This is a genomic window from Ancylobacter defluvii (assembly GCF_018390605.1).
Taxonomy (GTDB): domain Bacteria; phylum Pseudomonadota; class Alphaproteobacteria; order Rhizobiales; family Xanthobacteraceae; genus Ancylobacter; species Ancylobacter defluvii.
The window spans coordinates 251,878-274,398 of the sequence record NZ_JAHBGD010000017.1 but is presented as its reverse complement, the minus strand read 5'-3'; the positions used below and the strand labels follow the sequence as shown (position 1 = coordinate 274,398).

Annotated in this window: 30 protein-coding genes and 1 tRNA gene; 26 read left to right on the top strand and 5 right to left on the bottom strand. The window is 64.4% G+C overall.

Annotated features, from left to right (window positions below):
* Positions 1 to 25 precede the first annotated feature (25 nt).
* Positions 26 to 712: a hypothetical protein gene (locus KHC24_RS13045; RefSeq protein ID WP_213363692.1), complete on the top strand. Its 687-nt coding sequence runs from the start codon at positions 26 to 28 to the stop codon at positions 710 to 712.
* A 145-nt stretch (positions 713 to 857) separates the two neighbouring features.
* On the opposite strand, the gene KHC24_RS13040 is transcribed toward KHC24_RS13045, so the two are convergent.
* From KHC24_RS13040 to KHC24_RS13030, 3 genes are all read right to left on the bottom strand, one after another.
* Positions 858 to 1,253 (bottom strand): hypothetical protein, encoded by a 396-nt coding sequence (locus KHC24_RS13040; RefSeq protein ID WP_213363691.1) that lies wholly within the window; start codon positions 1,251 to 1,253, stop codon positions 858 to 860.
* Between the two features lie 93 nt (positions 1,254 to 1,346).
* On the bottom strand, positions 1,347 to 2,114 hold the full coding sequence (locus tag KHC24_RS13035; RefSeq protein WP_213363690.1) for a carph-isopro domain-containing protein: 768 nt from the start codon (positions 2,112 to 2,114) through the stop codon (positions 1,347 to 1,349).
* On the bottom strand, positions 2,111 to 2,377 hold the full coding sequence (locus KHC24_RS13030) for a hypothetical protein (protein ID WP_213363689.1): 267 nt from the start codon (positions 2,375 to 2,377) through the stop codon (positions 2,111 to 2,113). Before KHC24_RS13030 ends, KHC24_RS13035 begins: the two co-directional genes overlap by 4 nt.
* A gap of 129 nt (positions 2,378 to 2,506) precedes the next feature.
* Here KHC24_RS13030 and KHC24_RS13025 point away from each other — a divergent pair, with 129 nt between their 5' ends.
* From KHC24_RS13025 to KHC24_RS12910, 24 genes are all read left to right on the top strand, one after another.
* Positions 2,507 to 3,286 (top strand): S24 family peptidase, encoded by a 780-nt coding sequence (locus tag KHC24_RS13025; protein ID WP_213363688.1) that lies wholly within the window; start codon positions 2,507 to 2,509, stop codon positions 3,284 to 3,286.
* Between the two features lie 724 nt (positions 3,287 to 4,010).
* Positions 4,011 to 4,292: a hypothetical protein gene (locus KHC24_RS13020; RefSeq protein WP_213363687.1), complete on the top strand. Its 282-nt coding sequence runs from the start codon at positions 4,011 to 4,013 to the stop codon at positions 4,290 to 4,292.
* Positions 4,293 to 4,396: 104 nt separating this feature from the next.
* Complete coding sequence (locus tag KHC24_RS13015; protein WP_213363686.1) at positions 4,397 to 4,714, top strand: hypothetical protein; 318 nt, start codon at positions 4,397 to 4,399, stop codon at positions 4,712 to 4,714.
* Positions 4,711 to 5,919: an AAA family ATPase gene (locus KHC24_RS13010; protein ID WP_213363685.1), complete on the top strand. Its 1,209-nt coding sequence runs from the start codon at positions 4,711 to 4,713 to the stop codon at positions 5,917 to 5,919. The genes KHC24_RS13015 and KHC24_RS13010 overlap by 4 nt, the downstream gene beginning before the upstream one ends.
* A 144-nt stretch (positions 5,920 to 6,063) precedes the next feature.
* On the top strand, positions 6,064 to 6,978 hold the full coding sequence (locus KHC24_RS13005; protein WP_213363684.1) for a PD-(D/E)XK nuclease-like domain-containing protein: 915 nt from the start codon (positions 6,064 to 6,066) through the stop codon (positions 6,976 to 6,978).
* Positions 6,975 to 8,243, top strand: a complete 1,269-nt coding sequence (locus KHC24_RS13000; protein WP_213363683.1) for a hypothetical protein — start codon at positions 6,975 to 6,977, stop codon at positions 8,241 to 8,243. The genes KHC24_RS13005 and KHC24_RS13000 overlap by 4 nt, the downstream gene beginning before the upstream one ends.
* Before the next feature lie 52 nt (positions 8,244 to 8,295).
* Complete coding sequence (locus tag KHC24_RS12995; protein ID WP_213363682.1) at positions 8,296 to 8,985, top strand: hypothetical protein; 690 nt, start codon at positions 8,296 to 8,298, stop codon at positions 8,983 to 8,985.
* A gap of 2 nt (positions 8,986 to 8,987) precedes the next feature.
* Positions 8,988 to 9,185 (top strand): hypothetical protein, encoded by a 198-nt coding sequence (locus tag KHC24_RS12990; protein ID WP_213363681.1) that lies wholly within the window; start codon positions 8,988 to 8,990, stop codon positions 9,183 to 9,185.
* On the top strand, positions 9,185 to 9,697 hold the full coding sequence (gene ssb / locus KHC24_RS12985; RefSeq protein WP_213363680.1) for a single-stranded DNA-binding protein: 513 nt from the start codon (positions 9,185 to 9,187) through the stop codon (positions 9,695 to 9,697). Before KHC24_RS12990 ends, ssb begins: the two co-directional genes overlap by 1 nt.
* Before the next feature lie 10 nt (positions 9,698 to 9,707).
* Entirely contained in the window at positions 9,708 to 10,634 is a 927-nt protein-coding gene (locus KHC24_RS12980; RefSeq protein WP_213363912.1) for a DUF5131 family protein, read from the top strand.
* Positions 10,634 to 11,785: an ATP-dependent DNA helicase gene (locus KHC24_RS12975; protein ID WP_213363911.1), complete on the top strand. Its 1,152-nt coding sequence runs from the start codon at positions 10,634 to 10,636 to the stop codon at positions 11,783 to 11,785. The genes KHC24_RS12980 and KHC24_RS12975 overlap by 1 nt, the downstream gene beginning before the upstream one ends.
* Positions 11,782 to 12,207, top strand: a complete 426-nt coding sequence (locus KHC24_RS12970) for a DUF968 domain-containing protein (RefSeq protein WP_213363679.1) — start codon at positions 11,782 to 11,784, stop codon at positions 12,205 to 12,207. The genes KHC24_RS12975 and KHC24_RS12970 overlap by 4 nt, the downstream gene beginning before the upstream one ends.
* Positions 12,204 to 12,989: an N-6 DNA methylase gene (locus KHC24_RS12965; RefSeq protein ID WP_213363678.1), complete on the top strand. Its 786-nt coding sequence runs from the start codon at positions 12,204 to 12,206 to the stop codon at positions 12,987 to 12,989. Before KHC24_RS12970 ends, KHC24_RS12965 begins: the two co-directional genes overlap by 4 nt.
* A gap of 8 nt (positions 12,990 to 12,997) precedes the next feature.
* On the top strand, positions 12,998 to 13,237 hold the full coding sequence (locus KHC24_RS12960; protein ID WP_213363677.1) for a hypothetical protein: 240 nt from the start codon (positions 12,998 to 13,000) through the stop codon (positions 13,235 to 13,237).
* Positions 13,230 to 13,622 (top strand): ProQ/FINO family protein, encoded by a 393-nt coding sequence (locus KHC24_RS12955; RefSeq protein WP_213363676.1) that lies wholly within the window; start codon positions 13,230 to 13,232, stop codon positions 13,620 to 13,622. The genes KHC24_RS12960 and KHC24_RS12955 overlap by 8 nt, the downstream gene beginning before the upstream one ends.
* On the top strand, positions 13,615 to 13,977 hold the full coding sequence (locus tag KHC24_RS12950) for a hypothetical protein (RefSeq protein ID WP_213363675.1): 363 nt from the start codon (positions 13,615 to 13,617) through the stop codon (positions 13,975 to 13,977). The genes KHC24_RS12955 and KHC24_RS12950 overlap by 8 nt, the downstream gene beginning before the upstream one ends.
* Positions 13,970 to 14,191: a hypothetical protein gene (locus tag KHC24_RS12945; RefSeq protein WP_213363674.1), complete on the top strand. Its 222-nt coding sequence runs from the start codon at positions 13,970 to 13,972 to the stop codon at positions 14,189 to 14,191. The genes KHC24_RS12950 and KHC24_RS12945 overlap by 8 nt, the downstream gene beginning before the upstream one ends.
* The gene (locus tag KHC24_RS12940) at positions 14,184 to 15,788 is read left to right on the top strand and encodes an ATP-binding protein (protein WP_213363673.1); all 1,605 of its coding nucleotides are present in this window, start codon (positions 14,184 to 14,186) and stop codon (positions 15,786 to 15,788) included. The genes KHC24_RS12945 and KHC24_RS12940 overlap by 8 nt, the downstream gene beginning before the upstream one ends.
* Positions 15,781 to 16,290: a hypothetical protein gene (locus KHC24_RS12935; RefSeq protein ID WP_213363672.1), complete on the top strand. Its 510-nt coding sequence runs from the start codon at positions 15,781 to 15,783 to the stop codon at positions 16,288 to 16,290. Before KHC24_RS12940 ends, KHC24_RS12935 begins: the two co-directional genes overlap by 8 nt.
* Entirely contained in the window at positions 16,283 to 17,020 is a 738-nt protein-coding gene (locus KHC24_RS12930) for a hypothetical protein (protein ID WP_213363671.1), read from the top strand. The genes KHC24_RS12935 and KHC24_RS12930 overlap by 8 nt, the downstream gene beginning before the upstream one ends.
* Positions 17,021 to 17,125: 105 nt before the next feature.
* A complete protein-coding gene (locus KHC24_RS12925) occupies positions 17,126 to 17,794 on the top strand; it encodes a hypothetical protein (RefSeq protein WP_213363670.1) in 669 nt (222 codons plus the stop codon).
* Positions 17,795 to 17,844: 50 nt separating this feature from the next.
* Positions 17,845 to 18,324, top strand: coding sequence for a hypothetical protein (locus KHC24_RS12920; RefSeq protein ID WP_213363669.1), 480 nt, complete (start codon positions 17,845 to 17,847; stop codon positions 18,322 to 18,324).
* Between the two features lie 265 nt (positions 18,325 to 18,589).
* The gene (locus KHC24_RS12915; protein WP_246546865.1) at positions 18,590 to 18,967 is read left to right on the top strand and encodes a hypothetical protein; all 378 of its coding nucleotides are present in this window, start codon (positions 18,590 to 18,592) and stop codon (positions 18,965 to 18,967) included.
* A gap of 323 nt (positions 18,968 to 19,290) precedes the next feature.
* Positions 19,291 to 20,895 carry a recombinase family protein gene (locus KHC24_RS12910; RefSeq protein ID WP_213363909.1) on the top strand — a complete coding sequence of 535 codons (1,605 nt, stop codon included), beginning with the start codon at positions 19,291 to 19,293 and terminating at the stop codon, positions 20,893 to 20,895.
* Here KHC24_RS12910 and KHC24_RS12905 read toward each other — a convergent pair.
* Together KHC24_RS12905 and KHC24_RS12900 are read right to left on the bottom strand one after the other, a co-directional pair.
* A tRNA-Met gene (locus KHC24_RS12905) sits at positions 20,852 to 20,928 on the bottom strand. The two genes, KHC24_RS12910 and KHC24_RS12905, sit on opposite strands and share 44 nt — an antisense overlap.
* A gap of 111 nt (positions 20,929 to 21,039) precedes the next feature.
* Positions 21,040 to 21,552 carry an NUDIX domain-containing protein gene (locus KHC24_RS12900; protein WP_420838535.1) on the bottom strand — a complete coding sequence of 171 codons (513 nt, stop codon included), beginning with the start codon at positions 21,550 to 21,552 and terminating at the stop codon, positions 21,040 to 21,042.
* Between the two features lie 30 nt (positions 21,553 to 21,582).
* Here KHC24_RS12900 and KHC24_RS12895 point away from each other — a divergent pair, with 30 nt between their 5' ends.
* Complete coding sequence (locus tag KHC24_RS12895; RefSeq protein ID WP_213363668.1) at positions 21,583 to 22,521, top strand: metallophosphoesterase family protein; 939 nt, start codon at positions 21,583 to 21,585, stop codon at positions 22,519 to 22,521.

Sequence of the window (22,521 nt, the reverse complement as noted above, 5' to 3'; positions counted from 1 at the left end):
GAGGGCGACCGTGCAGCCTCGCGGTATGTGGAAACCAAAGCGAAACAGTGCCGGCGCCTTGATCGGCGTCGGAGTTGTGTTGGGCGTGTTCTTGGGGGCCAGCCTGCTGGCTACGCTTTGCGACGATCCGGTCAAATGGACAGCTGCGAAGGATGACCGGGCTGCTTGGCTGGGTTTTTGGGGTGGATTTTCCGGCGGCTTGATGACGCTGGTGGCTGCAGCGGTCGCCTGGCTTGGTGTTCAGCGGCAGATCAACGAAAGTCGATCGGCGGAAGTTCGGCAGCGTCACCATGCCGCCCAATTGCAGAGATGCTATGTCTGGCAACTGAAGCAGACGTCCGAAAGGTTTTATGAAGACACGCTGCCGATGATGGTGAATAGCGAGGTCTCGCGGGAGGATTATTCCCGGCTCGACCTGACGCTCATGGAGCTTGTGGGACTTCCCCCTCTTGCGCCAATCGGGAAGGACGTCGAGATCACTTTTTCTGTGACACCTTACGAAATCATTTCCGCGCTTCGAGCTTGCATAATAACCGACGAAGAACTTCAACTGGCTATCCAAGCTGTGGCAGGGGCGCCAAGCGCAACTCGCCCGGAAGAAGCTATCGATCGGCTTCATGCCGCTGCATTCCGAGCGGAGACCTGCTCTTCTGTCGCGTGGAGATACTTTGAAGAGGAAGGCCGCGCGCATCACTCCGCCGTCTCCGGCTGATCGCCAGCGACGAGGAAATCGAATAGCGACGGGTCGCCTTCTCGGGTTGACGGCATCGATCGGCACCGAAATGCCGGTCGATGGCGCCACCTTCATCTTGGCTTCGAGGAACTGACGGTAGGAGACCGGAGCGTTCATGGCGCGATCAGTGCGCCGGTGCGCTGGGCTTGGGCTTGTTTATCTTGGTGACGTTGCCGGTCATCGCCGCAGCACCAAGCGGGGTGTCCGCCAATTGGCCCAGCGCGGCCTGAATAGCCTCGAAGGAATCCTTGTCGTTGTCCTCTAGCTCGGCCTTGCGCCGCTCGATGCGCGCTAGATCGGCCCGGTTCTTGACCTCGGTCAGGAACGCCTTCGCGGTCATGCCGGCGCCCTTCGCCAGCTCGACGATCTTTTTCTGCCGCTCCTGCACCTCGCGGCACCGCTTGGCGTTCTCGGCCTTGATCGAGCGGATCTCGCCTTCGTGGCGCTCGTAATCTTTCAAGAACTGCTCGACGATCTTGGTGTCGAGCTTGTTGCCGGCATTTGTGATGTTAGTGGCCATCGCCAGTCCTCAGGGTAAACGGGGCCGACTTCCGGCCTCGACGGTGGAAGGAAGTGGCCGGGGCCACGACGACTTGGCGGAAGAAGCAGTTCGCTACGGAACGCCCACCTCGACGGGCTCCGCCGGATCGGCCACAGGCGCGCCAAGAAGGGGATGCGACGGGTCCACCGTCGAGACATCTTCGACGGTGAGGACAATGCCGTTGGCGGCCGCGGCCTCGAGGATCCGGTCGTTGTAGTCAGGATTGATGCGGCCGGATTCCTTCCAGCGTTGCACCGTGGTGACCGGAAAGCCGGCCATCCTCGCCGTGGCCCGGATGCCCCCAAACTTGCCGATGATATTCTCGGCTTGGCTGTGTAGCGGCCGAGTATGCTTCACGGTCATTGCGCCGCGCGGTAGCGTCTCGCCGGAGCACTTGGGGATGGGGACATGGCCAACGACAGAGACTACGATCCTGACATTCGCGTCGGGAGCGTCTTTCATGATCTGCCGAAGCGCCTCAATCGCAGCGCCGGCGCTCAGATCGGACTGCTCGTGCTGATGCAAACGCTGATCGAGGAAATCTCGCTGCTCCGCAGTGAGGAGATCACGGTCACTGCTAAGCGGGTTCAGAAAACCGCCTGCATCGGCGTCGAACAGAACTACACCATTGGAGGTCAAGATGCGGCGGACACGCTGGCGCGGGACGCGACAGTATTCATCCGCGATCTTCTGCGTCCGCTCGCTGACGAAATGAATGATGACGTCGCGCCTTAGATCGTCGAGATCAACCATCTCAATCTCGCCCAGCATCCAAGCCTGCATGCGCGCTCGGTTAACCTCTATGAGCCAGTCCGACTTGCCCCCGGTCAGCGATTTCATGCCGCACTCCCCTCTGCCAATTCGCGCGGTTCGGGGCGTGGCCAGCTTGAATCTGGCCACGGCACGTCGTCAGGCCAGCGATCGGAAAACCATTGCCGGATCTCGTCGACACGGCGGAGGGTGATCGTCCTGCCCTGGTCGAGATTGGTCAGAAGGGAACCGTCGCTCGCAGCCTCTTTCATCACCGAAGTGAGGCTCGCCTTTCGAATGGCAGAGTACGTTTCGGCAAGAGCACGAAGGTGGGCTTTGGTTTCGATTTCCATGATCGCCATCGTCGTAAATATGCGACGATTTAGATCTCATTAACCTCGCCCGTCAATCGTTAATTTACGACTCGCGTCGTATTTTCCTGCGTGCGATTTTCACAGTCACCGTGATGGCAAGGGCAGGCGATGGACAAGTTGTTCGTAGCTCGGGACAATTTTGACCGCATCCTCAAGATGCGTGGCTCAAATCCGTTCATGTTGGCCAAAAATGCCACTGACGAAAATGGCAAGCCATATGTTCGCACGTACTTCGACGATTTCATTCGGGGACGGAAGAGAAGTTTAAAGCTTCATGCCATTTATGAAGCAGCCCGGGCTTTAAACTGCAGTGTCTTCTATTTGACCGGCGAGATTGGGTTGGCCGAAGATGCGGATGAACCCCTGCCGTACGTTGATTTCACGCTGCAAGATGGCCCCGAGCAGTCGACCCCTATGCCAACTGAAACGTCGTTACCGACGCCCCACTCTCCAGCAAATGCTCAGCTGGCAGGTCCTGTAACACTCGATTCCGCGCACACCATCCCTGTGTATGGCCAGGCGATCGGCGGGGAGGACGGTCAGTTCGTGCTGAACGGCAACCACCTGCAGGACGTCCTTGCACCGCCAAGTCTGCGCGGCGTCAAGGGCGCCTATGGCGCGCGTGTCGCCGGAGATTCCATGGTGCCTCGGTACTACGCAGATGAGGTGGTCTACATGAACCCCAACCGCGCGGTTCGGCGCGGCGACTTCGTCACCGCGCAGATTTACGGCGATGACGAGGATACGGTTTCTGCATACGTCAAAGAATTCGTGACGCTAAATCAGAAAGAGCTCGTATTAAAGCAGTTCAATCCACCTAAAGAGCTCCGATTCCCCGCTTCAAAAGTTAAGTCGGTTCATCGGATCGTGATGGGTGGCGAGGGCTAAAGCCTCGCCACGCTTCAACTCAACCTTCACGTTGTAGCCTTCGCCGCCAAGGATGCGGCACTTTGAGCAGTAGATCCTGCGCTTCGGTTGGCCTGTCGTCGGGTCGAGAATGCGCCCTGCCTCTTCCGCTGACCATATGCGGGTCCGGCCGCAATCCTCACAAAGAACCACGGCAGCACGTACTGGAAATCGGCTCATACACGACACCCTGCGCTAAGGCCGAGATTGATTCCCGAACCGGGATGGGATGTCGAATCATTTTCGGGCGTGAGCGGTGTCTGTTGCTGCTGGCCTCGGAAGCCAAGCCTAACGAATTCCTTGCTTCCAGCCTTCAGGCATGCGGTCGCGCCGGCCCGCGCGGACAGTTCACTATGTCCGGAAGTTCATAGGGACAGTTAAGGGACGCCCTTAAGGCGTCCCCCTTATACCGGTCATCCTATTTATAAGCTCCTGGAAGAACCCCGCGCGCGTGGACGCGCGATGCGCCCGCGCGAGAGGCGCGACGATCTCAACGCAATCAGGGGCTTGGAGGCGGGGACAATGAAAGTGGATGTCCCGAATTGTCCCGCGCTGTCCCTCAGGCCGCACAGCGATGTCGCAGGCCCCCAAAAGTCGCGCTGCAGAAAAGTCGTAAATCTGCGATTCACAGATTGACGGTCGTAAAAATACGATTAACTTACGACTCATGCGATGCCGATGACCGGCGACAGCATGGAGGTGGCTGATGGCCAAATACCGATACTTCGCCGACCTGGATGGCGAAACGACCCAGCTTCTCCGCGTCCGGCATGACGGTGGCGTTTCGACAAAGGCTCAGTCGTTCATCGGATTCACCGAGGACGGCCGCGAGCTTCGCGCCACTCGCATGATCGAGATGAAGCGGCTTCCCAGCCGACACGCATGTGACGCCCGGTGTCAGAACGCCACCGGCCGCATCATGAAGTGCGAATGCGCATGCGGCGGCCGGAACCACGGCCGCGGTCAGTTCATCGCCACCGCTGCCTGAACACCCCATTGCGCGGGGCCTCCACCGCGCATTCCCGCCGGCGCTGACCATCCCCCCGCATCGGCGCCGGCGGGTCCTTTTCCACACATTCGGAGAAGACGCAGATGGCCGATCGGCCGCTCTACATTCTGCACACGGTTACCCGGGACGACATGAGCGTTCTTTGGGAGGTCGCTGCTGACACCGAAGTGGGAGCAAGCGCCGGCCTTGATGCTGTCCATGAACGCGCCGCTCATGGCGGAACCGTGTGGGATCAAAGCCCGATCCTCCCGTGTGTCGACGGCGGATTTCATTGCGCCGGCTATGCCCGCTTTCCCGGGCACGGTGCCGAGCCGTGGCACATCGAAAGTACCCCCTTTTTCTCATCGAACGCCGCGGCTGCCGGTTCACGGCATCGCTCCCGCCAGGAATCCGCACAATGAAGATCGTCAGGTTCGAAGCTGAAAACGTGAAGCGTCTTGCCGTTGTCGAGATCAACCCCGATGGTTCGATCGTCGAGGTGACGGGAAAGAACGGTAACGGCAAGAGTTCGGTGCTGGATGCAATCTGGTGGGCTCTAGCCGGGGAGAGTGCTGTCGATCCGAAGCCGATCCGGGAAGGCTGCGAGGAAGCCCGGATCTTCCTTGACCTTGGCGAATACAAGGTCACTCGCACGTTCACCCTCAGCGACCGTAACGCGAAGGGATACACCACCCGTCTCATCGTCGAGAATGCCGAAGGCACCCGCGCCACTAGCCCACAAGCCCTTCTGGACAGCCTTATCGGCAAGCTGTCTTTCGATCCTCTCGACTTCGAGCGTGCCAAGCCTGCGGAACAATTCGAGATCCTCAAAGCCTTTGTGCCGGGTGTGGATTTCGCCGGCATCGCGAGGCTCAACAAGTCCGACTACGACAAGCGCACCGACGTCAACCGGGACGAGAAGCGGGTCCGCGCCCAGGCCGACGCGATCAAGCTGCCTGCCTTCATCCCCGAAGAAGTCGACGAAGCGGACTTGATCCGCGAACTCGAGGAAGCCGGGGAACACAATGCTGGCGTCGAACGCCGCAAGGCGCGACGCGAAGCGGTGGAGAACGAGATCGCCCAGCTCCAAGCTCGGCTCCATGATCTCCACGTCCTGCGAGACGGCGCGGAACCACTGCCCGATCTCATCGATACGGCGGCCCTGCGCGATCGGATCGCCGACGCCAAGGAAACGAATGACATCGCTCGCCGGGCGGAACTCAAGCGCGGGCTGGTTGCCGATGCCGACCGGCTGAAGGATGAATCGGACGCTCTCACCGAGGCGATGGCGGACCGCGAAGCGAAGAAGAGCGCCGCCATCGCGGCTGCGGAAATCCCGGTCGACGGCATCGAGTTCGGTGACGGCATTGTCCTGCTGAACGGTGTGCCTTTCGAGCAAGGCAGCGATGCCGAGCGCCTCCGCGCCGCGATCCAGATCGCCGCCGCCATGAACCCGAAGCTCAAGATCATCCGCGTCCGTGACGGCTCGCGTTTGGACACGGACAGCTTCGCGCTTCTGGCCGACATGGCCGAGCGGATGGACGCCCAGGTCTGGGTCGAGACGGTTCAGAGCGGCCGAGCCACCGCTGTCGTCATCGAGGACGGCCGCGTTAGCGCCGCCGGATAGGCGAGCCCCGATGCCCAAACCCAAAGCTCCAAAGCCGGGACCGGCTCGCCTGCCTGTTCCCGCTCTCAGCGAGATCGCCCGCCGGTTCCAGCCGGCTCCCTCTCCCAAGCCGAAAAAGCAGACGAAAGCAAAGCCGAGGTCGAAATGACAGAGGTCGCCCATGTCGCGCCAGGCCAGAAGGTCAGCGCCGACGGAATCTATTCCATCCCGATCGAACACTATCATGGTGATTGCACGGAAGGCCCGGGCCTTTCGTCAAGCGGCATGCGCACGATTATCAAGCAGTCGCCGGCACACTACTTCGCGGAATCCTATCTTAACCCGAAGCGTAAGTCGGCACCCGACAAGGAACACTTCAACATCGGTCGGGCCGCTCATACCCTTCTGCTCGGCGAGGCCGGCTTCAGGAAGGAATATGCAATCCGGCCGGCAGAATGGTCGGACTGGCGGACGAACGCCGCCAAGGCGTGGCGCGACGAACAGAAGCTCGCCGGCAAGACGGTGTTGGTTCCGAGCGACATCGACGCGATCCGGGGCATGGCTGAGAGCCTTGCACACCATCCGCTGATCGGTGCCGGCCTGCTGCAGGGCGAGGTCGAGCGGTCGCTGATCTTCAAGGACCGCACCGGCGTTTGGGTCCGTAGCCGCCCCGATGTCATTCCGACGGCCGACGGCGTGTTCGTCGATCTGAAGACGACGGGCGATGCCGCTCCCGACGAGGTGCATCTCGCCGTCCGCAAGCACGGCTACAATGTGCAGGGTGCTGTCATCTCGATGGCGGCGGAGGCGGTGCTCGACATCCAGATGACGTCGTTCGTCCTGGCCTTCGTCGAGAAAGAGCCTCCCTACGCCGTGACCATCGTCCCGGTCGATGCGCAGGCCATCTATTACGGACGATGCTTTGCCCGTAAGGCGATCGACACCTTCGCGCGCTGCGTCGAGACCGGCGAATGGCCCGCCTATGAAGGTGAGCACACCTATTACGTTCCCGAGTGGGAACGGAAACGCCTCGACGAGGATATCGCCGCCGGAGTTCTGCCGCGGGGGGATGCGCGATGAGCGAGCTCGTCGAACAGAAGTCCCGCCGCGAGTATGCGGTCGTGCAGGATCCGGTTGCGATCTACGATTCCGCCCGGTTCGAACACATGGGCAGGATCGCGCAGATGATGGCGCGGTGCAGCCTGATCCCCGAGAGCCTCTACACCGTCCCCGACGAAACCGACCGTCGGAAGAAGGTGATCCTCCCCGTCGAGGTGGTGGCCGCAAACTGCTTCCTCGTCGTCTCCTATGCCGATCGCCTCGGGTTCGATCCGTTCTTGGTCGCGCAGTGCACCTCGGTCGTTCGCGGCAGGCTGATGTTCGAGGGCAAGCTGATCGCGGCCGCGCTCGATACGAAGCTTGGTGTCCAGCTTTCCTACGAGTTCGGCAAGTGGGACCCGAAGACCGAGGCCTGCATCGTGGGACCGGAGGGGGAGGGAGATCTCCTCGGTGTCCGCGTCTCCGGCAGCCTGGCGGGCATCGGCGTGGTCGAAGTTCATGGCAGCGTCGGGACCTGGCGGACGAGCGGCGACGGCTCGCCGTGGAAGCCCGGCAACTTCAAGCGGATGCTGCGCTATCGCGGCGCCCGTGAGTGGGCTCGCGCGCATCAGCCGGCAATCATGCTCGGCGTCTATACCGACGACGAGATGGAAGACCTCGTTGAGGACATCCGCGCTCGCCGGTCCGAGCCGGTGACGATCGCCGAGCGCCTCGCGGCGCCGGTCGAGGGAGCTCAGGGGTTTAATCGCGCGCACATCGCGGCCGAACTCGGCGAGCCCGAGCAGAAGAAGGTCGCGGAGAAAAAGGCCGATCCGAAGCCGCGTGCCAAGCCGAAGGATAAGCCGGCCGAGGATTTCGCCGAGACCCGCTCGGACGAGCGCGAGCATCCGAAGGAAGCCGTCGCCGCCGAGCATGCGCCGGCGACCGAAAGGGCGAGCGCCGACGAGGATCAGGCAATCGAGACCGCCGCTACCGAGGATGGCGCATCCGCCACCGAGGATGGTTCGGATGCCGGCACAGAGCAAGCCGAGCAGGAGGTCGCGGCCAAGGGGGCGAACGCCGATCCACAGCCGCCGGAGGGCACCACACCCGAGACCTATGCGGTCGAGTGGCGCTGGCGCATTCGGAATGCTGCGACGGTCGCCGACGCGGACGCGATGTCGCAACTCTGGGCTTCGACGCCGGAGAAGCAGCGCCGGAACAAGATCGGCATTGATCCCGACCTTCGCGACAAGCTGCGCGACGAAGCCAAGGCGACGGCCGAGGCCTTGAGGGCGGGCGGCTAGCGCCGCCCTCCCACCTCCACACCCCCATCATCGCGATTGCCAGGAGCCGGCCATGTCCGAGCCGCTTTTCCTCGTCTGGAATCCGCGCGGTGCCACACCGCCGACCGTCCAGCACCCCAACTACCAGAGCGCTTCCGAGGAGGCCTGCCGCCTCGCGGAGAAGAGCCCCGGCCAGCGCTTCTACATCCTCGAGGCTCAGGCCTTCGCCGAGGCTGTGCCGCCCAGCGCCATACTGACCGAAATCCAGAGCGACGACGACGGCGATGCGGAGGATCGCTTCGGCTGGTCTGTCGAGATCACCGTGGAGAGCCCTGCGGCGCCGACCGCTGTCCGGGTTCTCCAGCACGGCGAGTACCGGTCTGGCGACCGTGTCCGGTTCACCGGCCGGAAGGACGCGATGCCCGATCTAGTCGGCAAGGTGGGGGTGATCATCGCGCCGGGCACGCTTCTCAGGCCCGGATTCGTGGCAGTCGTCTTCGACGGTGACGTGCCACGGCACGAACGGGCATACGTAGTCTCGATCGAGAACCTCGAGCACGAGAGCTTGCCGCAGTTCGAGGTCGGCGACCTCGTAAGGGCGAAGACGGGAAGTGAGGGGCTCGTCGTCCCGAGCCACTTCACCGTTCCCAAGTGGATCGCGGTCGCATTCCCGCATCGCTCCGGCTCCTTTGCCTTTGACCCTGCGGACCTGACGCTCGTGCGTCCGGCGCGGGCGGACGCGGCTCAGCGCGGGGGCCGATGACGATGCACAAGGTCAAGCTCGTCGATCGCGATGTCGACCTTCTCCACACCACCGAGCGCGGCGCCAAGGTCCGCGATCACGAGAGCGGCAAGGTGATCTGGGTCCCGCTCGCCAGTTGCGAGGTCGTGCCCAACGACGAGGGCACCCACCACGTCCTCACGATCTCGGAAACCCTTGCCATCGAAAAGGAACTGTTCTGATGGCCGGCAGCGTCAACAAGGTGATCCTCGTCGGCAACCTCGGCCGGGACCCGGAAGTCCGCACGTTCCAGAATGGCGGCAAGGTCTGCAACCTCCGCATCGCCACGTCCGAGACCTGGCGCGACAAGTCTTCGGGCGAGCGCAAGGAGCGTACCGAGTGGCATTCGGTCGTTATCTGGAACGAACACATCTTGAAGGTCGCGGAGCAATACCTGCGTAAGGGCTCCAAGATCTATCTCGAGGGCCAACTGGAAACACGGAAAGCCACCGATCAATCCGGCGGCGAGCGGTACTTCACCGAGGTCGTGCTCCGCCCGTACCGAGGCGAGCTCACCATCCTCGATAGCCGCAACGGCGGTGACGACCGCGGTGATGACGACCGCAGCGGCGAAAGCCGTTCGTCGGGATCCTCGTCTTCGGGCGGTCGCTTCGGAGGCAGCGAGAGTGGCAGCCGCTTCGGCGGCGGTGGCGGAGGTCGCAACAACGACCTCGACGACGAAATTCCGTTCTGAGGCCGCTTCGATGGGAGAGAAAACCTCGATCTCGTGGTGCGACCACACATGGAACCCTTGGATTGGATGCACCAAGGTCTCGCCGGCATGTGACGGCTGCTATGCCGAGAACCTCATGGACACGCGGCTCGGCCGGGCGAATTGGGGCGGTCCGGGCAAGGGCGTCGGCACCCGCTCGCGGACGGGCAAAAGCACATGGCGCGCGCCGTTTCTCTGGAATCGCCGCGCCGTGGCGGCGGGGACGCGTCCTTTCGTGTTCTGCGCGTCGCTGGCTGACATATTCGACAGGCGTGTTCCGACGGAGTGGCGCCAGGACGCCTTCGACGTCATGCGCCGTACGCCGCAACTGGTCTACCTGTTGCTGACGAAGCGGCCGCAGCTGATCGTTCCGCTCACGGAGGAGGCTGGCGGTTTGCCGCCGAACGCGGCGATCGGCACCACGATCGAGGATCAGCACCGGGCGGATCTGAACGTTCCGCCGCTCCTCGCGGCACAGGCAAGGCTCTACCCGCTCTTCTCGTTCGTGTCATGCGAGCCTCTCTTGGGGCGGATCCTGTTCAGCGGCACCTCCCCGGATGGCCGGCGCCAATGGGACTGGCTGACCGGAATGTCGGCGACGATGTATCCGGATGGACCCGATTTCGATTACGGGCCCGGCATCGGCTGGGTAATCGGCGGCGGTGAAAGTGATCAGGGCTCGCATAAGGCGAGGCCCACGCATCCGCAATGGCGTCGCGATTTGCGCGATCAGGCTTCGGCTGCCGGCACTCCGTTCCAGTGGAAACAGAACGGCGAGTGGGTGTCGGTCAGCGAGGTCGCGGGTCCCGGCGAGCATTTTCATTTCCCCGATGGCGCAACCGTGCGCCGCACCGGCATGGCCATCGCTGGCCGATCGCTCGATGGCGTGATGCACGACGCCCGGCCGGAGGTCAGCTGATGGCTTGGTCTCCGCAACAGGAAAGCGCCCTGAAGTCCGTCGGCGCCTGGTTGGCCGATCCCGGCCGCCGGCAGGTGTTCCGCCTCTTCGGCTTCGCCGGCACAGGTAAAACCACGCTGGCGAAAGAGATGGCCGAAATGGTCGAGGGCAAGGTTGTCTTCGCCTGCTTCACTGGCAAGGCCGCGCTCGTCCTGCGCTCGAAAGGCTGCAAGGGCGCCAGCACGATTCACGTGCTCATCTACAAGCTCGACGACGACGGCATGGGCGCGCCGAAGTTCCGGCTGAACCCGGACAGCGACGCCAAGCGCGCCAAGCTGGTGATCATCGACGAATGCTCCATGGTCGATGAAAAGCTCGGGCAGGACCTCCTGTCCTTCGGCACGCCGGTGCTCGTGCTCGGCGATCCGGCCCAGCTGCCGCCGGTTCAGGGCGGTGGCTTCTTCACCAATCACGACCCGGACGTGATGCTGACGGAGATCCATCGTCAGGCCAGCGAAAATCCGATCATCGCCATGGCGCAGATCGTGCGCGAGGGCGGCCGCCTCGACCTCGGCACCTACGGTTCGAGCCGCGTCATCCGGCGGCAAGAGATCGCCGCCGGCGATGTGCTCAATAGCGGACAGGTATTGGTCGGCATCAACAAGACGCGCCGCTCCTACAACGCGAGGATCCGCGAGCTACTCGGCCGGGCGCATGATGCCATTCCCGAACCCGGCGACCGGTTGGTTTGCCTGCGGAACAACCACACGAAGGGGTTGCTCAACGGCGGCCTCTGGACGGTGATCGACGCGGTGAACGGTGATCCGCGTGGGCGTCGGAAACGCCGGGCCGCGATCGAGGAAGCCAGGATCTTCGAGCTCACCTTGGCGCCGGAGGATGCCGGCGTGAAGGACAAGCACGTCATCATCTCCACGCCGCGGCTGTTCTTCGAGGGACGTGAAGGCGAACTCTCGTGGAACGAGCGCCGCGACTATGACGAATTCGACTTCGGCTATGCGCTCACCGTTCACAAGAGCCAGGGATCGCAATGGGATGACGTGATCGTCTTCGACGAGAGCGGTGCCTTTCGTCAGGACCGGGCACGCCACCTCTATACCGCGATCACTCGGGCCGCCGAGCGCGTGACCGTCGTCGACATGAGGGCCTCGTGAGCAGGTTCGCGCCGGCCGGCGCGCATCCGAAACGAGCGTACCGTGGTCGCCCGAAGGCTGAGGGTGTTCGCGATGAGCAGCACCTGCAGCTGCTCCGCCAGTGTCCGTGTTTGGCATGCGGTGGCGAGCCGGCCGAAGCTGCTCACCTGAAGGGCAGCGAACCCCGTCACGGTAAGGCGCAGGGCACCCGGCATGATCGCTGGTGCAATCCGCTTTGCCCCGACTGTCATCGAAACGGGCCCGACTGCCAGCACGCCGGAAATGAGCGACGCTGGTGGGAGCGGCTCGGGATTGATCCCTTCGACGTCGCCGATCGGCTTTGGGAGGCGTCGCGCCGGCTGCGCGCCCAGGGCGAGACATCCACCTTCATCGTCGAGACGATGAGCGCCATCGTGCGCGCAGCCCGGCGGAGGCGCGGATGAGCACGCGCCTGACCATGAACGACCGGGCGCATGACGCGCATGCCAAGGTGTTCCTTCGCTATCTCGGCGATATCGAGCGCCGGGAAGGCCTGCGACCGCATGAAGCGATGAAGCAGTGGCTCGAGCTTGCCTTCCGTGCTCTGCGCGGCCGGCTGCTGATCGGCGACGCATTCCAGCAGAACGAGGATGCCTACCTCAAACTCGTGCGCGGATACCGCGACCCGTCGGCGACCATGGACGACATGTCGGCTTTGCTCGGTGTGGCAACCGCCGCGCTGTCGGATGCCGCGGTGGATTTCGTGGGGCCGATCTTCGCCGAGGTGGCCGCCAGCAATTCGCTCGGGCAGTTCTTCACGCCGCACCATGTCAGCACCGCCATGGCGAGCATGATCCTCGCTGATGCTAGGTCGATGCTGGAGAGCTGCGGCCGGCCGTTCCTTCTCTGTCATGAACCGGCGTGCGGCGTCGGCGGCATGGTGCTCGCCGCCAACGAGGTGCTGCGCGCCCAAGACATCGACTGCGCGAGGCAAGTCCACTGGGTCATGGTCGACGTCGACTTCATGGCGATGTGCGGCGCCTACGTGCAGTGCTCCCTAACCAACGCGTCAGCGACCGTGATCCACGGCAACACGCTGACGCTGGCGGAATGGATGACCTCGGTCACCACCGCCGCGGCGCTGTTCCCAAAGCGAGCCACGGCCGCCGGCTCTCCTCCGACTTCCGACACATCGTCGAACTCGCCGCCGGTCCCGGCCAGCGAGCAGATCGCCTTTCAGTTCTGAGGAACACCATGAAGATCACCGTCTATGTCGCCATAGACCCTGTGCCGCCGGCCCGGATGTTCCGCGCTGTGCTCTTCGTTGACAGCAAGGGTGGCGGGCGAGAACTCGGCATCTCGTTCGATGGACCGTCGGCCGAGCACGTCCGCGAGAAAGCCAGTCAGTTCGCTGAGGCCGAACAGCAGCGCATCGCGCGCCAGATCGGGAAGGCGAAGTCCCGCCGCCGCATTGCCGGGGGCGCCAATGACTAGCCCGAGCAAAATGCGCTGGCAGTTGCGGAGGCGTGTCGCAGAGGAAACTCGCGAGCAGCTTCTGGAGCGATTCCCGAAATGCTTCCGACCGAAGGGTGCGACGAAGACGCCCCTCAAGGTGGACATCTTCAAGGACATCCGGGCTGCCGCCCCTGAAATCCCGCGCCGCCGGCTCCAGCTGGCGCTGAAGGATTACACGTCCGGCCGCACTTACCTGCGCGCCGTCGTCGCCGGCGCCTATCGCGTCGATCTCGATGGGTTCCCGGCAGGCGAGGTCAATGATCAGGACGCGGCCATTGCGCGCGCCCGGCTCGAGAAATCCGAAAAGTACCCCGCGCGTGTCGGCTACCGCCGTCGCGCCGCCCACGGAGGTGTTCATGCGTGACGCACTGGCGAAACTCTTGGCAACCAATCGTCGGCTGCTCGATATCGAGAGAGAGGCAGAGGCGGCCAGGTGCCTGCCCGCCGCATACGCGAACGCGATCGAGCGCGTCTCGGTCAGCGGTGATGGCTACTACAGCCGATCCACGCCCGAGGACATCGAGCGTGTCAAGGCGGCGCAGAAGAAGCTCGCCGCTGAGGAGCGCCGGCGCGGCGAGATCGAGCGCGACGAGATGCTTCGCGCCCTCGGGCTCGAACTCGACGCCATCCGCGCCACGCTGCCCGGCCTCGCCGCTGCGGCCTCGATCGAGCTCGGCGCAATCCCTCGGGCGATGATGGAGGGCCGCGCCAATGGCTGAGGCAGCTTACCAGTACGTGCGCCGCACCTATGGAGTGAATCCGGGCGTCGGCCAGCGCGTACTTCACGACGTGACGCGCAAATTCGGGACGATCGCCCGGGAGGACAAGAGCCAGAGCCACCACGTCATGGTGCGGTTCGACGGGCAGCGTTTCGCCTCGCCGTGCCATCCGACTGAGCTCGACTATCAGCCGAAGGAGGGCTCCGATGGCTGACATCTGGTCCGGCTTCTCCGCTTTCATCGGTCGCACCGGCGCGGGTAAGTCCTATGCGGCGCGCGGTGTAGTGGAGACGTTCCTCGACGATCACCGACGCGTCTGCATCGTGGACCCGACCGGTGTCTGGTGGGGGCTGCGCAGCCTCGCCGACGGCGGGCCCGGATTCCCCGTCGTGATCTTCGGCGGCGAGCATGCCGACGTGCCGATCGAGGCCGATGCCGGCGGGCTGCTGGGTGCACTCATCGGAGAGGAGAAGGTCAGCGCCTCCATCGTCGACGTCTCGGAATTCTCGACCGCGCAGCGTACACGCTTCCTGACCGACTTCTTCGAGGCGCTCTACGGCGCCAACCGCTCTGCTCTGCACTTGGTGCTCGACGAGGCGGACGAGGTCGCGCCACAGAACCCCATGCCGGAGACGAAGCGCCTGCTCGGCGCCGTCGATCGCATCGTGCGCCGCGGGCGCGTCCGCGGCTTCCGGCCGATGATGATCACCCAGCGGCCGGCCGTGCTGCACAAGAACGTGCTGTCGCAGATCGGCACGCTGGTGGCGCTGCGGCTCACCTCCCCGCAGGATCGCAACGCGATCGGCGATTGGGTGAAGGGGAATGCGGACGGCGGCCAGGCCGACGCCGTGATGAAGAGCCTGTCCGGGCTCGACGTCGGCGAAGGTTGGACCTGGTGTCCGGCACTCGATGTGCTCGAGCGCAAGCGGTTCCCGGGGATCCTGACGCTCGATTCCTCGCGCACGCCCGAGCATGGCGAGGAACGCGCCGCGCTCCCGGCAATGTCGGCGATCGACGTCGAGCATCTCCGCCAGTTGCTCGGTGCCGGACAGGAGCCGCGCGCAGATGCAGGCGGTACAGGTGGTGCTGGCCCAGCAGCAGCCGTTGACATCGCTTCGATCGAGGCTGCCGCCTATCAGCGCGGTTTCAACGAAGGTCACGCCCACGGCAGGACCGCCGGTATCGCCATTGGCATCGCCAGAGCGCAAGGCGCCCTAAACGCTCTGCGCATCGATGACGTCGCCAGCGACGCACCCCCACCGCCCCTGAAGGCATCCATGACCATGGACGCCAAGATGCCAAAGGCGGCTGTCACCCGGCCGACGCCGCGCGAGCCTTCCAACCTGACCAACAGCGCGGCGCGCAAGATGTTGGCCGTGCTGGATACCAATCCACCGGTGCGGCGGTCCTGGCAGCAGGTCGCCACGTTGGCCGGGCTGAAGGCGCGCGGCGGGCATTTCAATGCCGGCCGGAAGGCGATGATCGAGAGCGGTCTCATCGTCGAAGCAGACGGCCTTGTCGCCATAGCATCGCCCAGTGCAGCGGCGGGGCCTGCAATCAGCGATCCAGCCACCATGGTCGACCTATGGGCGGCGGCGCTATCGGGAGCCGCGCCGAAGGTGCTGCGCGCCCTCTTCGAAATGGGCGGCACGGCCACCCGCCCGGCCGTGGCCGAGCGCCTCGGCATGCAGCCGCGCGGCGGTCACTGGAACGCCGCGTGGAAGGAGCTCCGCGACAACTCGATCGTGACCGTCGCCGGAGACATGGCCGAGCTCACCGAACTTTTTCACCCGGGAGGCCAGCATGATTGAGATCACCCGCGAGGCCATCCTGAAGGGCCAAGGGCGGATGCGCCTCCACCTCAACTATGGTGGCGGTAGGGGCGGCTATGCCTACGAGCACCTCGTATTCCCCCGCCTCGGGTGGATCGACAAGCACGGGCGCTGGAAGGACGGCCAGCCGCTCCGCGAGTGGACCGTCGACGGCGATATCGTGGGAGAGGGCGAGATTGGGCTTGAGGCGGCGATCGTCGCCCTCGGCAAGCCGGTCATTCTGCTGGACGGCGAGCGCAAGGCGCTCGCGCTGATCCCTGCCGACTTCGACGACTATGGCGAGGTTCGCCTGCGCGTCGGCGCCGCCTTCGAAGAGGATGGATCCGACGAGAGAAAGCAGCGGATCTCCGGCAGCATCATGATCGAGGCGCTGCGCGCGAAGGGGCTCGTCGAATTCGGCAGGGAGGAGCTTCCGCCTGGGATCGTGCCGTTCGAGCACCTCAATTTCAAGACGACTATCCGGAGGCGCGCCGATGGCTGATCACGGCAAGCTCTTCTCGGCGCCGATGTTGCGCGCGCTGCTCGCGGGGACCAAGACGCAAACCCGGCGGACGATCGGCGAGGTCCGGGTTCTCGCCACGCCGGAGAGCGCGGCGTTCACGCTGCGAGGCGATGCCCTCGCGAGGGCAATGCAGAACGCCGCCGGCTTTCTCCGCGTCGAGGACGATATCTGGACATGGGAGGCTGACGCCTACTGGCATCAAGCGCCGGTAACGCGGACGAGATGGAACGCGCGCATCGGTCACGCCCCCGGCGACCGGCTGTGGGTTCGCGAGGCGTGGCGCGCGCCGATGAACTTCGACCGCACCAAGCCCCGAGATATCCCGGCAGGATCAGTCGTCTCCTACGAGGCTGGTGGCGATGGGATCAATCTCTCTGGCAAGCGGCGCGCCAGCATGCACATGCCGCGATGGGCCAGCCGGCTGACGCTGCCGGTGACCGAGGTTCGCGTCCAGCGATTGCAGGACATCACCGAAAATGATGCTCTTGCCGAGGGCGTCGTTCCGCATCCCAACGGCGGCTTCTGGGTTCCCGGCGTCGAGCACCCGAACCCCGATTTCCCGTACCTCTCCCGGCCGACGGCCCGCGAAATGTACGCGGCGCTCTGGGACGTTCTCAACGGTTCGGGCGCCTGGGGCGCGAACCCGTGGGTCACGGTCACATCCTTCACCGTCCGGCATCGGAACATCGATGAGGCGGACGATGGCTGATGGCTCCGATCAGTTGCCGGACTTTGAACCCCTGCCGCCCTGGTGCTGGTGGGCCATCGGAATCACCGTCGTCGCCATTCTCGGGCGCGTTTTCGGATTGATCACATGACCGATATCGATGCCGCCGCGGTCGCCGGCGCCTTCAGCCGCCGCCTGCGCGCGAACGCCAGCTTCGCCGAAACTCAGCGGTTCAGTGTGGCGAACCTTTCCACCATGGGCATAGCCGACTGTCGGGCGCTGGCGGACTGGATCGACGCCCGCCTGGCTGCCGACGCCCGGCCGATCGCATGGATGTCGTCGGCACTCGCCGCTCGGTTCACCGAGATTTCGTCCTCCAAGGGCGCGCTGGTCGGTACCTTCCGGATGGCCAGCTACCAGACTGACGAATGTGACGCGCCGCTATATGGCGCCGCACTGTCAACCCAGAACATCGGGAAGAACTCTTCCGAAAATGGGCAACATGTTTCCGGTGGTGGCGAACAGAAAGTGATCGCGCCGGCAACGGATGCGCTCAGGATTACATCGCTTGCTTGGGAGAACTGCAGCCGGGACGACTACACCATTCACATGGCGTCAACGCGTGTCGGCGCGTTCGCTTACGGCACCGACAAGACCGGGCAGCCCTACCATCAGGATCCGACCGGCGAGCACGATCATCCGACGGAGGATGCGGCACGCCGCGCGGCCGAGGCGAAGCACCTCGAGCTCGTCCGAGAACAAGCTGCCGAACTCGGCATCCTCACCGTCATCATCGGATCAGGAGAGGGTGGATGACATACCTTTCCGATCGCCAGCGCGTCGAGATTGCGCTGCCGGCGCACGTCATGATGGGCGTGCTGTTCGCGGGCGTGCCAGAGGATGAACAGAAGACGGATCCCGACTTCCGCTGCGCCGTCGACCTGCTGCGTCAGGCCGCCCGGGAAGCGGTCGACGACCTTTCGGACAGATCGGCTCGGAAGGTGCTGGAGCGCGTGCGCCGCGTCCATCATTCGATCGTCGCCCCCTATTCCGGCGAAGGCGAGGATGTCGGCAAGTTCGGGCTCATCGCCTTCTATTGGATCAAGGACCTGGTGGAGACCGGCTACTTCGTCTTCGCCGAAGGTTCGGCAATCGATCGGGCGCTGACCCTCTACATTACGGCGATCGAGCACAAGGCGGCGATCTCCAAGCTCGACGCATCAGCTCGGAAGCAATCCCGGAAAATGATCCGCCGGCTCCAGGCGACCGGCTATTACGCCGGCCTCGCCATGGATGCGGCGCAGATCGCCGACGAGCTCGGCGACTGGGAGGAGACCGCACCATGAGCGCGCGGCTCAGCTGTTGCGTCCCTTTCTGCCGGAAGACCCGGAGGTCCGAAGACGAGGATGCGGAGTGGCTTTGCGCTCCTCATTACCGGCTCGCCAGCGCGGCTGCGCGCACAGAGTACGACGAAGCGTGGAAGCGCGCCGAGGCGGAAGATAAGCGCACCGACGCCGGCGACTAAGAGCCGAACCTGAAGGTCTACGTGCGGGTGAACAATGCGTGGGAGCGCGTCAAGGCTGAAGCGATGGAAGCCGTAGGTGGCCTGCGATGAAAGCACCGGCCTGCCCATTCTGCTCGAAGGGTCGCCTGCGGCCCACGCCCTGGTATCGCACCCTGTCCTGCGATGCCTGCCGGGTTGGCACCGCCGACCTCCATGGGCCGGCATTCATCGGCTGCTGTGTTCCGTTCTGCCGTGCCGCCCGTGGCGACCGGAAGGGCGATCCTCTCTCCGCGCACATGGAGTGGATCTGCTCCCGCCATTGGCAATCGGTCTCGAAGCGGCTGAAGCGGCGGCGCTCGAAGCTGCGTCGGCTACTGGCAAGGACGAACGACCCGGCGCGCCGGCTGCGGATCAACGAGGCGGACAATCGCGCCTGGGCCGCGTGCAAGCGCGAGGCGATCGAGGCAGCGGGAGGGATCGGATGAGCCAATTCACGGAAGCGGAGACGCAATCCCATTGTGCCCGCGTCCTGATTCACGAGGCGAGCCGCCGGCGCCGGCAACATAGCTTCCACGCGACGTTGCTCGAATGGGCGGCGAACTCCCGCCGCCGGTACATTGCCGCCAAGGCGGAGGAAGTCCGCCGCGCGCCGCTGCCGCAACTCGATCTATTTGGGGATTCCGGCCTATGACAGATGGCAAGAAGGCTCCCGACCTGCATCCATTGGCCGCCCAATTGTTCCGCGCATTGGCGACCTCCGCCGCTAAACGTCAGGTGTGCGGCATAGCTCTCAAGGAAAACCTCGACAATGATCAGCGCAATCTACGCCCGGTTCTCAAGCGACCTGCAAAGCGACCGCTCGATCACGGATCAGATTGAGCTCTGCAAGCAGTTCGCCGCGCGCAACGGCCACACGATCGGCCCGATCTATTCCGATCACGCGAAGTCCGGCGCCTCGATCATCGGCCGCGATGGCCTGCTCAAGATGCTGGAGGATGCCAAGGCGAGCCGGTTCGGGGCGCTGATCGTCGAGGCCCTTGATCGCGTCTCGCGCGATCAGGAAGACCTCGCGGCGATCTATAAGCGCCTGACCTTCGCCGGCATCAAGATCATCGCCGTGCATGAAGGCGTGGCCGATCAGGTGCAGGTCGGCATCCGAGGCCTGATCTCGTCAATCTACCTGACCGACCTCGCCCACAAGGTGCGCCGCGGCATGGCCGGTGTTGTCCGTGACGGGCGGCATGCCGGCGGCCGCGCTTATGGCTATCGACCGATTCCCGGCCGGCCCGGCGAGCTTGAGATCGTCGAAGGCGAGGCCGAGATCGTGCGGCGCATCTTCCGCGAATACGCCGGCGGCGCTGCGCCGCGCGAGATCGCCTTCCGGCTCAATGCTGAGGGCATCGCGCCGCCACGAGGGGCCTATTGGGCGGCCAACACCATCAACGGTAACCACAAGCGGCTTTGCGGGATGGTGCAGAACGAACTCTATGCCGGCCGCCTCGTCTGGAACCGGGTCGCGATGGTGAAGGATCCTGACACCGGGAAGCGCATTTCACGGCCGCGGCCCGAAGCCGAGTGGCAGCGAGCTGACGCGCCGCACCTTCGGATCGTCGATGACCTGATGTTCCAGCGTGCCCAAGCCAGGAAGCAAGAACTGCGTCACGCTCCGCATGCAATCAAGCGGCCGGCGAAGCGGCTCCTATCCGGCTTGCTGAAGTGTGGCGTCTGCGGTGCCGGCATGTCGATTAAGGACCGGGACCACGGCAGGATCCGCATCGTCTGTACGTCCATGAAGGAAGGTGGCAACTGCTGGAACCGCACCAACTACTATCTTGATCGTATCGAGAGCGCGGTGCTCGCTGAATTCCGATCTCGCCTCGGAGATAGCACCGTGATGCAAAGCTTCTTCGACGACTTCAATGATGCGCAGGCTCGCGAGTATCGATCGAGATCGGGGAATCGTTTGGCGTTGGAAGCTAAAGCGGCAAAGGCCGAGGCCGATCTAGAACGCACCATAGGCCTGGCGGCGCGCGGCATCCTCTCGGAGATGGAGGCGGTCAAACTGTTGCCCGAACTCCGCGAGGCCTTGAGGCTCGCGTTAGACGAACTGAATTCGACTGCGGCTCCTCCGGTGACGATCCAATGCCACCCGGCGGCGGCGAGAGCATTCCGGCATGCTCTCACCTCGTTGTCGGCGTCATGCCTCCAAGAAGCGAGCTCCGGCCTCAACGAGGCGATGCACTTGGTTCGCGGCATGGTCGATTCGGTCGTCGTTTCGAAGATCGAGGGGCGCGATGCCTATGCTCTCGACCTGAATGGTGCGCTTACCGCCCTGACGGGCTCGAAGGCCATTTCGTCGGGGGGGAGCGTGGTAGCGGAGGAGGGACTCGAACCCCCGACCCCAGGATTATGATTCCCGTGCTCTAACCAGCTGAGCTACTCCGCCATCGGGAGCGGCCGCATGCAGCCGCCTCGCGAGGTGCGCGGATATAAGGAACCCGGCCGAAGGGTGTCAAGCGCCGCTGTGCGTTTCTCGCACAGGCATGAGGGCTACACCCTACCAGCAAGCGGCGGGAGGCAGGCCGTCCACAATCTCGACGATGCGGCGCCGGGTTGCCGGCGTCGCCGCCTCGGGGAGGGCATCCGCCGGGAAGAAACCGGCCTCGGCGATCTCGCGATTGGGGTGAGACGGCGTTTCCGATGTGAAAGCGCCGGCGACGAAGACCGCGACGTGGTCTCGCGAGCCGAGATGTTTGTTGAGGAACAAGCCGTGCAGCCGCGGCGGCGCAGTGAGACGGATTGCCGCTTCCTCGACAAGCTCGCGGCGCATCGCTTCCTCGGTGGTCTCGCCGGCATCGACTCCGCCACCCGGCAATTGCCACCCGGCCACGTAAGTGTGGCGCACCAATAGGATATGCCCTCGTGCATCGATCACCGCGGCGCGCACGCCGAGCGTCACGCCCCGTGTCAGCCGGCCCCATAGATGCAGCAGGCGCGGCAGGCGGAACACCGGCATGGGGGTGGGGCTTTCTGTGATCATGATCCGCGTTTTGTCCGTAGCGCGTTCCATCGGATGGACGGCGCTGCTATGGAGAGCCCCGTGTTTGTGCTCGCTCATCTCACCGACCCCCATCTCGGTCCGCTGCCGCGGCCGCGGCTCGTCGAGCTCGCCGGCAAGCGGGCGCTCGGCGTCATCAATTGGCGGCGCGGGCGCCGCCGGCGATTTTCCGACGCCACGATCGATCTCCTCATTGCCGACATCAAGGCCGCCGCACCCGATCATATCGCGGTAACCGGGGATCTAGTGAATGTTGGCCTGCCGGCCGAATACCAGACCGGCCTCGGCTTTCTGCAGAATCTCGGCCCCGGCCATTATGTGACGGTAGTGCCGGGCAATCACGACGCCTATGTGCGCTCCACCGCCCATCATGCCCTGCTCAACTGGGGCAACTATATGCGCGGCGATGGCGCCGAAGGCGGCGAGACGGAAGGCGTGGTCGCCGATTTTCCGTTTCCTTTCGTGCGTCGGCGCGGCGACGTTGCGCTGATCGGCGTCTCGACGGCAATTCCCACCCAGCCCTTCATGGCGACCGGCAAGGTCGGGCGTGGGCAGCTGGAGCGATTGGCGCAGCTGCTGACGGAGCTTGGCGGGCAGAAGCTGTTCCGGGTGGTGCTGATCCATCATCCTCCCTGCGGCCATCGCTCCGCCCACAAGCGGCTGCTCGATGCCGAGGCCCTGCGTGCCTGCCTCGCCGCTAACGGCGCCGAGCTGGTGATTTGCGGCCATGACCATCTGCCGATGGTGGAGATGCTCGCCGGTCCCTCGGGCGGGCTGGTGCCGGTGGTCGAGGCGCCGTCCTTCGCCGCTGGCCCGGAGGACAGCCACTGGCCGGGAGGCTATCATCTCTACCGGATCGAGCGCCTGCCGGGCGCAGAATTCCCTTGGCGTTGTACGCTGGAGGCGCGCGGCTTCGCCCGCGGCGACGCCACTGTCGCCACACGCACCACCCGAGTGCTGAGCGCACCGACGGGCAGCTGA

What these genes read in the sequence shown, in the direction of transcription:
- KHC24_RS13045 (WP_213363692.1), top strand. Translation starts at nt 26, where the DNA reads ATGTGGAAACCAAAGCGAAACAGTGCCGGCGCCTTGATCGGCGTCGGA.
- KHC24_RS13040 (WP_213363691.1), bottom strand. Translation starts at nt 1,253, where the DNA reads ATGGCCACTAACATCACAAATGCCGGCAACAAGCTCGACACCAAGATC.
- KHC24_RS13035 (WP_213363690.1), bottom strand. Translation starts at nt 2,114, where the DNA reads ATGAAATCGCTGACCGGGGGCAAGTCGGACTGGCTCATAGAGGTTAAC.
- KHC24_RS13030 (WP_213363689.1), bottom strand. Translation starts at nt 2,377, where the DNA reads ATGGAAATCGAAACCAAAGCCCACCTTCGTGCTCTTGCCGAAACGTAC.
- KHC24_RS13025 (WP_213363688.1), top strand. Translation starts at nt 2,507, where the DNA reads ATGGACAAGTTGTTCGTAGCTCGGGACAATTTTGACCGCATCCTCAAG.
- KHC24_RS13020 (WP_213363687.1), top strand. Translation starts at nt 4,011, where the DNA reads ATGGCCAAATACCGATACTTCGCCGACCTGGATGGCGAAACGACCCAG.
- KHC24_RS13015 (WP_213363686.1), top strand. Translation starts at nt 4,397, where the DNA reads ATGGCCGATCGGCCGCTCTACATTCTGCACACGGTTACCCGGGACGAC.
- KHC24_RS13010 (WP_213363685.1), top strand. Translation starts at nt 4,711, where the DNA reads ATGAAGATCGTCAGGTTCGAAGCTGAAAACGTGAAGCGTCTTGCCGTT.
- KHC24_RS13005 (WP_213363684.1), top strand. Translation starts at nt 6,064, where the DNA reads ATGACAGAGGTCGCCCATGTCGCGCCAGGCCAGAAGGTCAGCGCCGAC.
- KHC24_RS13000 (WP_213363683.1), top strand. Translation starts at nt 6,975, where the DNA reads ATGAGCGAGCTCGTCGAACAGAAGTCCCGCCGCGAGTATGCGGTCGTG.
- KHC24_RS12995 (WP_213363682.1), top strand. Translation starts at nt 8,296, where the DNA reads ATGTCCGAGCCGCTTTTCCTCGTCTGGAATCCGCGCGGTGCCACACCG.
- KHC24_RS12990 (WP_213363681.1), top strand. Translation starts at nt 8,988, where the DNA reads ATGCACAAGGTCAAGCTCGTCGATCGCGATGTCGACCTTCTCCACACC.
- ssb (WP_213363680.1), top strand. Translation starts at nt 9,185, where the DNA reads ATGGCCGGCAGCGTCAACAAGGTGATCCTCGTCGGCAACCTCGGCCGG.
- KHC24_RS12980 (WP_213363912.1), top strand. Translation starts at nt 9,708, where the DNA reads ATGGGAGAGAAAACCTCGATCTCGTGGTGCGACCACACATGGAACCCT.
- KHC24_RS12975 (WP_213363911.1), top strand. Translation starts at nt 10,634, where the DNA reads ATGGCTTGGTCTCCGCAACAGGAAAGCGCCCTGAAGTCCGTCGGCGCC.
- KHC24_RS12965 (WP_213363678.1), top strand. Translation starts at nt 12,204, where the DNA reads ATGAGCACGCGCCTGACCATGAACGACCGGGCGCATGACGCGCATGCC.
- KHC24_RS12960 (WP_213363677.1), top strand. Translation starts at nt 12,998, where the DNA reads ATGAAGATCACCGTCTATGTCGCCATAGACCCTGTGCCGCCGGCCCGG.
- KHC24_RS12955 (WP_213363676.1), top strand. Translation starts at nt 13,230, where the DNA reads ATGACTAGCCCGAGCAAAATGCGCTGGCAGTTGCGGAGGCGTGTCGCA.
- KHC24_RS12950 (WP_213363675.1), top strand. Translation starts at nt 13,615, where the DNA reads ATGCGTGACGCACTGGCGAAACTCTTGGCAACCAATCGTCGGCTGCTC.
- KHC24_RS12945 (WP_213363674.1), top strand. Translation starts at nt 13,970, where the DNA reads ATGGCTGAGGCAGCTTACCAGTACGTGCGCCGCACCTATGGAGTGAAT.
- KHC24_RS12940 (WP_213363673.1), top strand. Translation starts at nt 14,184, where the DNA reads ATGGCTGACATCTGGTCCGGCTTCTCCGCTTTCATCGGTCGCACCGGC.
- KHC24_RS12935 (WP_213363672.1), top strand. Translation starts at nt 15,781, where the DNA reads ATGATTGAGATCACCCGCGAGGCCATCCTGAAGGGCCAAGGGCGGATG.
- KHC24_RS12930 (WP_213363671.1), top strand. Translation starts at nt 16,283, where the DNA reads ATGGCTGATCACGGCAAGCTCTTCTCGGCGCCGATGTTGCGCGCGCTG.
- KHC24_RS12925 (WP_213363670.1), top strand. Translation starts at nt 17,126, where the DNA reads ATGACCGATATCGATGCCGCCGCGGTCGCCGGCGCCTTCAGCCGCCGC.
- KHC24_RS12920 (WP_213363669.1), top strand. Translation starts at nt 17,845, where the DNA reads ATGATGGGCGTGCTGTTCGCGGGCGTGCCAGAGGATGAACAGAAGACG.
- KHC24_RS12915 (WP_246546865.1), top strand. Translation starts at nt 18,590, where the DNA reads ATGAAAGCACCGGCCTGCCCATTCTGCTCGAAGGGTCGCCTGCGGCCC.
- KHC24_RS12910 (WP_213363909.1), top strand. Translation starts at nt 19,291, where the DNA reads ATGATCAGCGCAATCTACGCCCGGTTCTCAAGCGACCTGCAAAGCGAC.
- KHC24_RS12900 (WP_420838535.1), bottom strand. Translation starts at nt 21,552, where the DNA reads ATGGAACGCGCTACGGACAAAACGCGGATCATGATCACAGAAAGCCCC.